At 40.7% G+C, this 13,011-nt stretch carries 12 protein-coding genes; 8 read left to right on the top strand and 4 right to left on the bottom strand.

Annotated features, from left to right (window positions below):
• Positions 1 to 96 precede the first annotated feature (96 nt).
• The 3 genes from prpF to MMO38_RS01355 all read left to right on the top strand — a co-directional run bounded on the left by prpF (position 97) and on the right by MMO38_RS01355 (position 2,792).
• Complete coding sequence (gene prpF / locus MMO38_RS01345; protein WP_241322202.1) at positions 97 to 1,284, top strand: 2-methylaconitate cis-trans isomerase PrpF; 1,188 nt, start codon at positions 97 to 99, stop codon at positions 1,282 to 1,284.
• 171 nt (positions 1,285 to 1,455) lie between these two features.
• Positions 1,456 to 2,367 (top strand): polyprenyl synthetase family protein, encoded by a 912-nt coding sequence (locus tag MMO38_RS01350; protein WP_241322204.1) that lies wholly within the window; start codon positions 1,456 to 1,458, stop codon positions 2,365 to 2,367.
• Positions 2,368 to 2,423: 56 nt separating this feature from the next.
• A complete protein-coding gene (locus tag MMO38_RS01355; protein ID WP_241322205.1) occupies positions 2,424 to 2,792 on the top strand; it encodes an MmcQ/YjbR family DNA-binding protein in 369 nt (122 codons plus the stop codon).
• Between the two features lie 46 nt (positions 2,793 to 2,838).
• Here MMO38_RS01355 and MMO38_RS01360 read toward each other — a convergent pair whose 3' ends face one another.
• The 4 genes from MMO38_RS01360 to MMO38_RS01375 all read right to left on the bottom strand — a co-directional run bounded on the left by MMO38_RS01360 (position 2,839) and on the right by MMO38_RS01375 (position 5,877).
• A complete protein-coding gene (locus MMO38_RS01360; RefSeq protein WP_004669314.1) occupies positions 2,839 to 3,690 on the bottom strand; it encodes an SPFH domain-containing protein in 852 nt (283 codons plus the stop codon).
• Positions 3,691 to 3,709: 19 nt separating this feature from the next.
• Positions 3,710 to 4,171 carry an NfeD family protein gene (locus MMO38_RS01365; RefSeq protein WP_004669312.1) on the bottom strand — a complete coding sequence of 154 codons (462 nt, stop codon included), beginning with the start codon at positions 4,169 to 4,171 and terminating at the stop codon, positions 3,710 to 3,712.
• Between the two features lie 98 nt (positions 4,172 to 4,269).
• The gene (locus MMO38_RS01370; RefSeq protein WP_241322280.1) at positions 4,270 to 5,187 is read right to left on the bottom strand and encodes a patatin-like phospholipase family protein; all 918 of its coding nucleotides are present in this window, start codon (positions 5,185 to 5,187) and stop codon (positions 4,270 to 4,272) included.
• Between the two features lie 42 nt (positions 5,188 to 5,229).
• Positions 5,230 to 5,877, bottom strand: coding sequence for a 1-acyl-sn-glycerol-3-phosphate acyltransferase (locus MMO38_RS01375; RefSeq protein ID WP_241322207.1), 648 nt, complete (start codon positions 5,875 to 5,877; stop codon positions 5,230 to 5,232).
• A 144-nt stretch (positions 5,878 to 6,021) separates the two neighbouring features.
• Here MMO38_RS01375 and MMO38_RS01380 point away from each other — a divergent pair, with 144 nt between their 5' ends.
• The 5 genes from MMO38_RS01380 to MMO38_RS01400 all read left to right on the top strand — a co-directional run bounded on the left by MMO38_RS01380 (position 6,022) and on the right by MMO38_RS01400 (position 13,001).
• The gene (locus MMO38_RS01380) at positions 6,022 to 7,278 is read left to right on the top strand and encodes an MFS transporter (protein WP_241322208.1); all 1,257 of its coding nucleotides are present in this window, start codon (positions 6,022 to 6,024) and stop codon (positions 7,276 to 7,278) included.
• 586 nt (positions 7,279 to 7,864) lie between these two features.
• Entirely contained in the window at positions 7,865 to 9,139 is a 1,275-nt protein-coding gene (locus tag MMO38_RS01385; protein WP_241322282.1) for a DcaP family trimeric outer membrane transporter, read from the top strand.
• A gap of 153 nt (positions 9,140 to 9,292) precedes the next feature.
• Complete coding sequence (locus MMO38_RS01390) at positions 9,293 to 10,933, top strand: phosphoethanolamine--lipid A transferase (RefSeq protein WP_241322284.1); 1,641 nt, start codon at positions 9,293 to 9,295, stop codon at positions 10,931 to 10,933.
• Between the two features lie 14 nt (positions 10,934 to 10,947).
• Positions 10,948 to 11,625, top strand: a complete 678-nt coding sequence (locus MMO38_RS01395) for a DNA-binding response regulator PmrA (protein WP_004669301.1) — start codon at positions 10,948 to 10,950, stop codon at positions 11,623 to 11,625.
• Positions 11,626 to 11,630: 5 nt separating this feature from the next.
• Positions 11,631 to 13,001: an ATP-binding protein gene (locus MMO38_RS01400; protein ID WP_241322210.1), complete on the top strand. Its 1,371-nt coding sequence runs from the start codon at positions 11,631 to 11,633 to the stop codon at positions 12,999 to 13,001.
• Positions 13,002 to 13,011: the final 10 nt, after the last annotated feature.

Below are 13,011 nucleotides of genomic sequence, written 5' to 3' on the forward strand. Positions count from 1 at the left end.
CCTGACCTTAGACTTAGAAAAATAGGGTATATCGCTATACCGTAGTTTTAGATGCAACATTTTGTACCAAGAACATGATAAAAGGATGAAATTAACATGAGTTCAGTTCCACAGATTAAAGTCCCAGCAACCTATATGCGTGGTGGTACAAGCAAAGGTGTGTTTTTCAAATTGGATGATTTACCAGAAGAGGCACAAGTCGCTGGTAAAGCACGTGATTTACTGCTTTTACGTGTTATTGGTAGCCCAGATCCATATGGCAAACAAATTGATGGGATGGGTGGAGCAACTTCGAGTACCAGTAAAACGGTGATTTTGGCAAAAAGTTCAGAGCCAAACCATGATGTGGATTATTTATTTGGACAAGTCTCCATTGATCAACCTTTCGTAGACTGGAGTGGTAACTGTGGCAATCTCACTGCTGCTGTGGGTTCATTTGCGATTTCAAATGGTTTGGTCGAAGCAGATCGTATTCCTGAAAATGGGATATGTACGGTACGTATTTGGCAGAAAAATATCCAAAAGACCATTATTGCGCATGTACCTATCACCAATGGCCAAGTGCAGGAAACAGGTGATTTTGAGCTGGATGGCGTGACTTTTCCCGCAGCAGAGGTTCAAATTGAATTTTTAGACCCTGCTGATGATGGTGAGGAGGGAGGCGATATGTTCCCTACTGGAAATGTCGTTGATCAACTCGATGTTCCTGAGGTTGGGACTTTCCAAGCAACTTTTATTAATGCCGGTATTCCAACGATATTTCTGAATGCAGAAGATATTGGTTATCAAGGTACAGAGTTACAAGATCATATCAATGGAGATGCCGCTGCATTGGCTCGTTTTGAAAAGATTCGTGCTTATGGTGCAGTTCAAATGGGGCTATTTAAAGATATTTCTGAAGCTGTATCACGTCAGCACACCCCGAAGATTGCTTTCGTCTCTCAACCTAAAACATATCCATCTTCAAGTGGTAAAACTGTTGAAGCAGCTGACGTTGATTTACTGGTTCGTGCGCTTTCTATGGGTAAATTACATCATGCAATGATGGGAACGGCTGCTGTTGCAATTGGTACTGCGGCTGCGATTCCGGGTACTTTGGTCAATTTGGCTGCTGGTGGTAATGAGCGAGAGGCGGTTCGCTTTGGCCATCCATCAGGCACGCTTCGTGTTGGCGCTCAGGCTGAATTTATCAATGGAAAATGGGCTGTGAAAAAAGCCATTATGAGCCGTAGTGCGCGTGTGTTAATGGAAGGTTGGGTACGTGTACCTGGTGATACGTTCTAAATTCATTGCGTGATGTTAGATAAAGTCTCCATTTTCGGGGACTTTATTATTTTGATTTGATTAAAAATTCAAACACAATTTAGGATCATAAATAATGTTATGATATCGCCATTCTGACAGGCTAAAGTGTCTTGTCATTTTATTCTTCCATTCAGATTTCCCGAGGCAATTGTGTCATCTATTTCTCAAGTTAATGCGGATGTTTTAAAACAAGCTCAACAACGTATTCAACAAGATTTATTGACCGCATTGGCTGCGTTTTCAATTCCAGAACCTTTAAAAGCAGCAGTTCATCACACCGTGATGTTGGGTGGAAAGCGTGTTCGTCCTGCTTTGTGCTATGCAACTGCTTCATTACAACCCAACCCTAATTTTGCCGCTGCTCGTCGTGCGGCTGTTGCAGTGGAACTGATTCATTGCTATTCATTGGCGCACGATGATTTGCCGTGTATGGATAATGATTTATTGCGCCGTGGACAACCAACCTGTCATGTCGCTTTTGGCGAAGATACTGCTTTACTAGCAGGGGATATTTTGCAGTCGATGGCATTTGAGATTTTGGGTAGTCGCTTGTTCGATGAGCAAGGGCAGGGAACAGATGCCGCGATTGTGCTTAAACAAGTTCAGATTTTAGCAACAGCCAGCTCAAAAATGGTTTGCGGACAGGTTTTAGATATCCAAGCTGAAGCTCGAATGGTCGATCAAGCTGAGTTGGAAAATATTCATCGCAATAAAACAGGGGCGTTGATTCAAGCTGCAGTTATGATGGGTGCAGTGACGATTTTTGCAGGGACGGATCAGGCGATTCCTAAATTACGTCAGTTTGGTCAGGCCGTTGGTCTGGCTTTCCAAGTGCAAGACGATATTTTGGATATTACCGCGAGCACAGAAACTTTAGGTAAAACGGCGGGTAAAGATGAGCAGGTTCAAAAATCGACTTATCCTGCGCTTATGGGATTAGAGCAAGCCCAAGCTTATGCTCAAACTTTGCATGACCAAGCTTTTGAGGCCTTAGCACACTTTGGTGATCAAGCTCGGGAGTTGTTGGAGATTTCACATTTTCTGCTTGCACGAAAAAGCTAATTGTTTGTCATTTTAATGATCTTGCCGATTGAGATAAATTCATCGAGGAGCATCTCATGGATGGAGAGCAGTTACATCAAGAGGCACTAGAGATTGCAGCACAACTTCCTTTTGCTCAGCATACCCAGCCTTTCGGACCTGATTATGAAGTTTTTAAGATTTTAGGTAAAATCTTCTTGCTCACGGCCGAGGTGAATGGTGTCAAAATGGTCAATGTAAAATGTGATCCATATAAGATTCTAGAATACCAAGAATTATATTCTTTTATTAAACTTGGCTATCACATGAATAAAAAACACTGGATTTCTATTGTTGCAAACGATTTACTCAGCTACGACTTACTAACCGATTTGATTCATGATTCTTATACGCTCGTCGTGAAAAAGCTTCCACTCAAAGATCAAAAACGTTTGAAGGCCCAATAAAAAAACAGCCCGTAGGCTGTTTTTGAGGATATCGGTAGAGACAAGTTTAGTGTTTACCCATCAATCCACGAATCGTATTCAAGACGTCAGCAGGCAATACCACAGTTTTGGCATTGCTTGATTTAGCTAACTCTTGCATTGCTTTCACATATTGTTCACCAAGCAAGTAAGCGACAGGTGTTTCTTTGTCACCAACAGCACTTGTTACCATTTCAATGGCACGTTTTGATGCTTCAGCAAGAACAACTTGTGCTTCTGCGTCACGACGAGATGCTTCTAAACGACCGTCCGCTTCTAAGATCGCCGCTTGTTTCTCACCATCAGCTTTAGTTACGGTTGCACGACGTTGACGTTCAGCAGCCGCTTGAGCTTCCATTGCAGATTGCATGGTATGTGATGGTTGAATATCTTGGATCTCAACAGTTTTAAGGGTAATTCCCCAATCTGCAATATCATCAGAAATGGCTGCTTTAAGTTTTGCCTTGATCTGATCACGTGAAGACAAAGCATCATCTAAAGCCATTTCACCAGCGATTGAACGAAGTGAAGTTTGAACCATGTTCTGAATCGCCCAAGTATAGTTCTCAATACCATAGACTGCTTTTTCAGGTGTTGTAATATTGATATATGCCACAGCATTCATCACTAAAACAGCATTGTCACGAGTAATCACTTCTTGCGACGGAATATCCAAAACAATATCTTTTGTGGTGATTTTATAAGCGACTTCGTCAATATAAGGAATAACGAAATTTAGACCAGGACGTAAAGTGGTATGGTATTTACCCAATCGTTGAACAATCCATTTGTAACCTTGAGGAACGAGACGTACCCCTTTGAAAATGGTTGTCGCAACAAATGCTAAAAACGCAATGACAACTATAGTACCGACAGACATTTGAAACCCTCTTTTTTGTTTATGAAATGCAGTGTGGTTGGACGACTAAATCATTGCCCAAAATATCAATTACTCGAACGCGATCACCCACTTTGACTGGCGTTGTACAGCGACAATGCCATTCATCAGAACCCAATACAGGGAGTGAAAAGCGGACTAAAATTTGTTCGTGCTCAAGCCCAGTTTGGATGACCATCCCAACTTGCCCGATAGTCGCTTCACGAGATAGTCCTGCTTTGGTTTTATCTATTGAAAGTGGCTTGATAAATTTGAACCAAAGAATGGTGCATAAAATAGATAAAATGCCCCAAGTAATGACCTGCGTTGGAAAGCCCATCATCGGGAAAAGCCACAATAAAATGCAGACCATGACTGCTGCGATGCCGAACCATAAAGCGGCGAATGCAGGTATGATCAATTCTGAAAGAATCAGTAAAATCCCTAATACAAACCAGTGCCAAGGTTCAACTACAAACTCCATAGATTTGCTCGCATTATTAAAGTATTGGAGGTGAATAAATATTCACCTCCAATACTCTAGCAGATCATTATCTTTATGAATATAAAAAGATTGTTTTTTTAGAATTTAGGCGCTGGAGCAGGCTTTAATGCAGCAGGTGACTTCTTAAAAGCAGTGATTGCATTTTGAATGGCGACGATCTTCGCTTGAGCGGCTTTCTCGCCTTCTAGGATGGCTTGATTACTCGATTTTAGATCAAGCACGCCTAAATGTCCTACTTTGGGTTGAATGACCACAGTCGCTTGTCTGAGTTCTTCATTAATACTGTGTTGTCCCATAATATTAATGGTCTGATCTAACAGCCCCCACATGCTCAAAGGCTTATCACCCGTTGGGCGAGCAGAAATATCGACTGCAATCACGATATCAGCACCCATATCTTTTGCTGTTTTAACAGGGATTGGGCTGACTAAACCACCATCAACATATTTGGTGTTGCCGATGAGCGCAGGTACAAATACGTTTGGAATACTACAAGAGGCACGTACAGCCTGACCCGCATTGCCTTTGATAAATTCGGCTTTTTTACCATTATCTAAGCGTGTTGCAACGGCTGCGAAACGGATTGGAAATTTCTCAATCGGTTTGTTGCCAATTTGCGCGTTGACGTAATTCTGTAGTTTTTGACCCAGAACGAATCCTTGGCTATTAAGGGTTAAGTCGCGGATATCAGACTCTTGCAGTTTGAGTGCAAGATTTTGCATTTGATAAGGCGTTTGTCCACTGGCATAAATACTGCCAACAAAGCTACCTGCACTGGTTCCCGTCACAATTTTGGGTTTAATTCCATGTGACTCCAGTACTTTAATTACACCTATATGGGCAAAGCCTTTCGCACCACCACCGCCCAAGGCAATCGCAATGACAGGCTCACGCGCTTGAATCGTTGGAGTAGGGACAGTTTTTTTTGCAGTGGGATCACAGCCAAATAATGTGAAGCTAACAAGTGCCAAACAAGACAGTCGAGCAATATTCATATCGAGTGTAGATAAATTAACCAATTGGAAGGGCACATCAGATCAGATTTGCCCTTTTTTTTCTAGTTTTTTTTTCACAAGTTTTTGTAATGGCTCGGCCAGCCATTCTGGATTCTTTGGAGAGAAGTGACCAACATAGCGTTGCATGATTTGCTCAAGATCTTGCTGATAATGTCCTGTTGGTGTGAAAGCACCTAAGCTATAAATAGTTTTGTGATCATAATCAAAGGCAAACATGACGATCGGGATACTAGCCGCATGTGCAATATGATAAAAACCACTTTTCATTTTCTCCGCTTTTTTCCGTGTACCTTCAGGCGCCATCCCGACCCATATTCTGTCGTATTGTTGAATGGTCGCAACCACTTGTTCGGTCAGACCGTGGGCAGTGTCACGATGTACAGGCACTAGTCCAGCCCATTTGAGAAAAGCTTTAAAGGGCGGTTTAAATAAAGTATCTTTGCCTAAAACAGTGACTTTTAAACCTAGACCGCCGATGGCTAGAAAACCATACCATCCATCAATATTCGAGGTATGTGGTGAGATAATCGCAACGGCTTTGGGTAGATTAGGGATTTCGCCAACGATCTTCCAACCTTGACGAAGAAAAAGTTTTTTACATAATGCACGGCTAGATGCGGTTCCACGTTGTGGAACGAGCGGCGGTAAATCAGGAAAATGTTGTGGCATAAATGAAGATATATAATGACAACTTATTTTATGTTAAACGCTGATTAAATCGGCTGCATTGGCAAAAAATAAGATTTTATTGTCACTATGCTGGAAGAATTAGATACTTAGGCGCGCTGATTGAACTCTAAAGGAATGCAAATAATGCCGAATATGCGGCAGGTTTATGTCCTGTTATTTTCTTTATATTGGGCACAGGGATTACCTGTTGGCTTTATGACGCATGCTTTGCCTGTGATTTTAAGAGCACAAGGGGTGTCATTGGCACATATTGGCGGTTTTGGTCTGTTGATGTTGCCTTGGGCGATTAAAATTTTTTGGGCACCCTTTGTTGATCGAATCGGATTGTCGCGCTTAGGGCAGTACCGCAGTTGGATCATCCCAACGCAATTATGCAGTGTGATTATCCTAATTATCCTTTCATTTTTCCCGATCCAAAGCTTGGATCAACCGAGTTATTTACTCATTTTCTTTGCATTACTCTTTCTAATGAATCTAACGGGTGCAACCCAAGATATTGCAACAGATGCGTTGGCTGTAAATTTACTAAAAAGTGATCAGCAACATTGGGGCAACACTTTTCAAGTGATCGGTTCGCGACTTGGTTTTATTGTGGGTGGTGGGGCCGTGCTTTGGGGCTTAGACTGGCTACACTGGCAAGCGACTTTTTTGACATTGGCTGGATTGGTTTTTTTGAATACGCTACCTGTTTTATTTTTTCAAGAACCAATACATTCCAGCAAACAAAATAACCCTGAAGCAGTTGCAACTCCGGTTATTCAAGCCATTAAAAACTATTTGAATTATTTTAAATCATCCGCAGAGTTAAAAGCATGGTTGATTATTTTAGTGAGCTTTAAAGTTGCAGATGGTTTATCTGGGCCATTATTAAAACCCTTAATGGTTGATATGGGTTTAAGCTTTTCGCAGATTGGGGTTTACATCACCATGTTTGGTGCTGTTGCGGCACTCATCGGAGCAGGGCTTGCAGGTGTATTACTTCGATCTGTTTCCAGACCCTCAGCCTTGATTTTTTTCTCAGTTTTAAAAATCAGTAGTTTAATCGGTTATGTGTTTTTAGCATTTGCCTATGAACAGCAATATCAGCTTAGCCCTGTGTGGTTATATGCAGTCAATGCATTTGAAGATGCCTGTTCTGCGATGCTGCTGGTGGTGATGTTGACTTTGATTATGCAATACAGTCGCAAAGCATTTGCAGGAACAGATTTTACTTTTCAGGTGTCGATTATGGCGACAGTAAGCGGTTCACTGTACATGGTCAGTGGTGTACTGGGGGATTTATTTGGTTATTATAATTATTTGATTATTATTGTGATTGTTGGTGTATTTACATTAATGCCGATTTACTTGTGGAAAAAAATAGTTTTACATAAAAAATAATCATAAGTGTTTGAAATAAAATATTTTAATGTTAAAGGTAACTCATTTTTATATTTTGGATATGCTTTTTAAGTATGTTGTGAAGTGTATGTTTTAGCCATAACCCTATGGGACAGGGACATTTTTTGCTGTTACTACGTTATGTCTTTCTCATTTAGAGTGACTAAATTTCGAAAAACATGCCTTGTACCATTTAAAAAATGTCCACTGTCGCAAGCATCTGTGAAATTTCAACAGACCCTACACATAACTTATGTGAATTAGGAATAAAAAAACAAAAGGAGTGGTGTAGCTACAATTAGTAAAATCATGTGAATAGCTAAGTAAATTTACAAGACCTCATCGCCCTTGGGTATTAGCCTAAAGTCTAAATAAGAATAATGAAATAATTTTTTAATCGTTCTGTAAGATAAAGGTGCTGTGTAGGATTTGTTACTCAAAGAAGTAAGGGTAGAAACTTAGTAACCAAATCCATGCAACTCAATACTTTGGAAGACAGTTGGTTCTTCAGTTCTTAGGAATAGTGCAGATCAACTTAGCATGGATAGGCAATATAAAATATAGATTAGGAGTTTTTGATGGAACTATTTTTAATGATAAATCATTTGTAATTAAAGGCTTAGCGCTTACGGTCACCGCTTTGATGATGAGTGGAGCACATGCGGCAGCTTCGGATAAAGAAGAAATTCAAAAGCTTCGTCAAGAAGTTGAAGCATTAAAAGCTTTAGTTCAAGAACAACGACAAGTGCAGCAACAGCAGCAACAAGTACAGCAACAACAGCAAGTACAGTTAGCTGAAGTTAAAACACAACCTCAAGCAACTGCACCCGTTTCTCCATTAGCTTCGTTAAAATCTAAGACAGGTGCTGATGTGAGCCTATATGGTTTTGTTCGGGGAGATGCGAACTACATAGTTGAAGGTGCAGACGATGATTTTAATGCTGTAAGTAAGTCAACTGGCGAAACGAAAGATAAATTACGAGCCACAGCCAAAACAACGCGTCTTGGTTTAGATTTTACCACGCCAGTTGGTGATGCGAAGGTTGGGGGGAAGGTTGAAGTAGACTTCGCGGGCACCAATGAAGCATTACGTATCCGCCATGCATACTTAACTTATAACAACTGGCTTTTTGGTCAAACGACTTCTAACTTCTTGTCGAGTCACGCACCTGAAATGATTGACTTCTCCACCAACATTGGTGGTGGTACAAAGCGTCTTCCGCAAGTACGTTATAACTACAAATTGAGCCCGACTACACAATTACTTGTTTCAGCAGAAGAAGGCGATAGCTCAGCAACTGATGATAAAGTTAAGTATAGATTACCTGTGCTGACTGCTAAAGTGACGCAAGCTTATGCAGAAGGTAAAGGTTCGGCTTCAGCGCGGGCTTTAGTTGAAAACTATAAATCAGAAAATGCGGGTGATGATAAAACGGGTTGGGGGATTGCTGTAGGTACCGACTTTAAAGTTGCTGACCCGTTGAAGCTTTTTGCTGATGCCTCTTATGTCGTGGGTAATAGTAGTTATCTATATGGTAGCAACACTGCCTATACAGTAGTGAATAATGATATTGAGCAGAATGAAGTAATCGCAGTGCAGGTAGGTGGAACCTATAAGATTTTACCGAACTTGCGTTCGACTTTAGCATACGGTGCTCACTTCGCCGATGATGGTACAGACTATGCCAAAGCCAATGCTACCGCCAATGAAAAAGTCCAACAAGCTTGGATCAACTTTATCTATACGCCAGTAAAACCTATTGATATGGGGGTAGAGTATATCAACGGTAAACGTGAAACTTTCGATGGCAAGTCTTATAAAGATAATCGTGTTGGCTTGATGGCTAAATACAGCTTCTAAAATTGATCAAAACTTAAGTTATAAAAAGTCGAGGTTAACGTTAACCTCGACTTTTTATATATGAATAGCCACCAGTTTCGTAGAGAGCTTTAAGTCATTTTTAAGTTTCTTAAATTATATTTAAACAGCTCAGAAATCGAATTTTACAATGTGATGCCGCCACAGGAAATCAAGACCAAGACTATCTCACTATTTGCATTCAATCTGATGCTTGCAATTTGGTTAGGTGTTTTTTTGAATATTGTATTCTACGAAAAAATACAGGCACTAACGCCATATACTGGGATCAAGTCAGGATTGTTCATCACTGCATCGGTGATTGTGGTTGCAGCCGCATATTACTTTATTTTGCAGATTTTCAGTTGGACATGGACGGCTAAGCCGCTTGCGATTGTATTGGTGGTGATGGGTGGCTTTTCCTCCTATGTAGTGACGAGCTTAGGGGTGTTGATCACGCCAGACCAAATCCAGAATTTGATGCAAACCGATATCGCAGAAGTGCGTGATATATGGTCTTGGGATTTGGTGATATGGGGCTTAGGCATGGTGGTATTTCCCACTATTTTGATTTTGTCCGTGACATTGACGTTAGAATCGTTTCTTCAACACATCTGGAAAAAAGCAGTTTCTCTTGTACTTTCGTTGCTATTGATTACGGGTTTACTGTTTATTTTTTATGTCGATTTTTCAGCGATCTTTCGTGAAAATCGTGATTTGAAAGAAATGATTTCACCACAAAATCTGATCGCATCTATTGCATCGTATTATAAGCACAAAGCACCGAAACAGAATTTAGCGTTGCTAAGCTATGGTGAAGACGCGAATATGCAGGCAAAGAGTGCATCAACATTGCCGAAATTGATGGTATTGGTCGTGGGTGAGACGGCCCGCGCAGAAAACTTTTCGTTAAATGGCTATGCTAAGAAGACCAATCCCAAACTCTCCAAACAAGATATTCTAAACTTTTCACAAGTCAGTTCTTGTGGGACAGCCACCGCAGTCTCCGTTCCATGTATGTTTTCAGGCATGCCAAGAAAAGCCTATGATGAACAGCTTGCGAGTCACCGCGAAGGCTTATTGGATATAGCAAAGCGTGCAGGTTATCAAGTCACTTGGATTGATAATAATTCTGGCTGTAAAGGGGCATGTGATCGTGTTGAACAGTTTAAAATCCCTGAATCTTTACAACAGAAGTGGTGTAATGAGGGTGAATGTCTAGATGATATTCTCGTTGATAGCCTTGGTGTTTATTTAGCTGAACTTGATCAAAAGGACAAGCGACCGCGATTAATCGTACTCCATCAAATCGGCAGCCATGGGCCAGCCTATTACAGACGTGTTCCGCCACAATTTAAAGTGTTTAACCCAACCTGTGAAACCAATGCCATTCAAGGGTGTACACGAGAACAATTGATTAACAGTTATGACAACAGTTTGCTTTATACCGATCATATTTTAGATGTTTTAATTAAAACACTAAAAAATACAACGCAATATCAAACAGCTTTATGGTATTTATCAGATCATGGTGAGTCAACGGGTGAAAGCGGTATGTATCTACATGGTGCGCCTTATGCGATTGCACCCACCCAACAAACGCATATCCCGATGTTGATGTGGTTTTCTGACGCATGGAAACAACACGCAAAAAAACAAGTACAGTGTCTCGCTCAGCAAGCCAAAGATGAGCTTAGCCAAGATAATTTATTTCCAACCATGCTGAGCTTGTTGGATATTAAAAGTAAGATAATTAACCCTAAAAATGACATGTTAGATACATGTTTGAATCCATAAGGTGAGATGAAATCATGACCAAAATCTTGATGATAGAAGATGATTTTATGATTGCAGAGTCAACTTTGACGCTATTGCAATATCATCAGTTTGATGTGGAGTGGGTCAACAATGGCGTAGATGGCTTGGCTTTATTGAGCAAACATGCTTTTGATTTGGTGTTATTGGATTTAGGTTTGCCTTTGATGGATGGGATGCAGATTCTTAAACAACTTCGTCAGCGTACTTCGATTCCAGTATTAATTATTTCAGCACGAGATCAATTGCAAAACCGTGTGGATGGTTTGAATCAAGGTGCAGATGATTATTTGGTTAAACCTTATGAGTTCGATGAGTTGCTGGCAAGGATTCATGCATTATTGCGGAGAGGGCATTCGGATACGGCTCAGCTAAAAAATCAGTCGCAGCTACTCAAATGTGGTGAGTTGGTACTCGATGTGGAACAACATTTGGCAACCTTTAAGGGGCAACAAATCGAGTTGTCTAATCGTGAATGGGCGATTCTAATCCCGATGGTCACACATCCAAATAAAATCTTCTCTAAAGTAAATCTTGAAGATAAGTTATATGATTTTGATAGTGAAGTGACCAGTAATACCATTGAGGTTTATGTACATCATTTGCGTGCCAAGCTGGGCAAAGATTTTATTCGCACCATACGTGGCTTGGGTTATCGTTTGGGGCAAGCATAAACGTGATGAAAAAAGCTAAGCATTATTCGCTCAAGAAAAGACTGATCTGGGGAACCTCGATTTTCAGTCTATTGTTGGGTTGTTTATTGATTTTAGCCGCCTACAGAATTTCGTTGCATGAAGTCGATAAGATTTTAGATACGCAAATGCAGTATATGGCAGAGCAATCCGCAACTCGCCCAGTGCCAAGTATGGCGAGTCGTATCGAATCGCACGAAACCTATTATTATCATAAAGAAGCGCTGTTGGTTGATATTTGGGCATATCAAGATCACAACCATTTATCTGATCCAAGTCAGTTATTGCTTCCGCCAGTTAAACAAGCTGGTTTTTATCGCCAGCAGACCAATCAAGGGAACTGGCGTGTTTATATCATTCCGCTTAAACACTATCAGATTCAAGTCAGTCAACGTGAAAGTGTGCGCCAAACCTTTGCGTGGGAGTTGGCGGGCAGCATGTTTATGCCATATTTGCTGTTATTGCCGATTGCGATCTTGGTTTTGGCTTTTATTATTAGTTTGAACTTAAAGCCTTTGGATGATTTTAAGACAGAACTGACTCAGCGTGATTCGGATGGACTCGCACCGATTAATAGTGATCATTATCCTCAAGAGCTTATGCCGACGATTGAAGAAATGAATCGTTTATTTGAGCGGATTCAACATGCTCAAACGGAACAGAAACAATTTATTGCGGATGCCGCACATGAGCTGAGAACCCCTGTAACTGCATTGAATTTACAAACGCGAATTTTGATTAAGCAGTTTCCTGAACATGATGCCTTACAAAATTTAAGTAAAGGTTTAGCGCGAATCCAACATTTGGTCACACAGCTTTTAGCACTGGCGAAACAAGACGTGGCTCTGAGTTTGATTGAGCCGAATACACAATTTCGCTTAAATGATGTCGCGCTCAACTGTGTTGAGCAATTGGTCAATTTAGCGATGCAAAAAGAAATCGATTTAGGTTTTGTACGCAATGAATTGATTGAAATGCAGAGTCTTGAATCAACAGTACATTCGATTATTTTTAATTTGATCGACAATGCGATTAAGTACACGCCTAATCAGGGCATTATTAATATTTCGGTTTTTAGTGATACGGATGACTTTGCTTATATCCAAATCGAAGACAGTGGTGCTGGGATTGAGCCAGAAAAATACGATGAAGTATTGAAACGCTTTTATCGTATCCATCATCATTTAGAAGTGGGGAGTGGCCTTGGACTTTCGATTGTCGATAAGGCGACTCAACGCTTAGGCGGCGTTTTGACGTTATCGAAAAGCCTTGATTTGGGTGGTTTATCGGTATTGGTTAAATTACCAAAGAAACTAGAGTTATATGAAATAAGCACCAAATTTGATGCTAGAAAATAAACAAAGCCTT

It is taken from the genome of Acinetobacter sp. NIPH 1852 (assembly GCF_022549455.1).
Lineage (GTDB): Bacteria > Pseudomonadota > Gammaproteobacteria > Pseudomonadales > Moraxellaceae > Acinetobacter.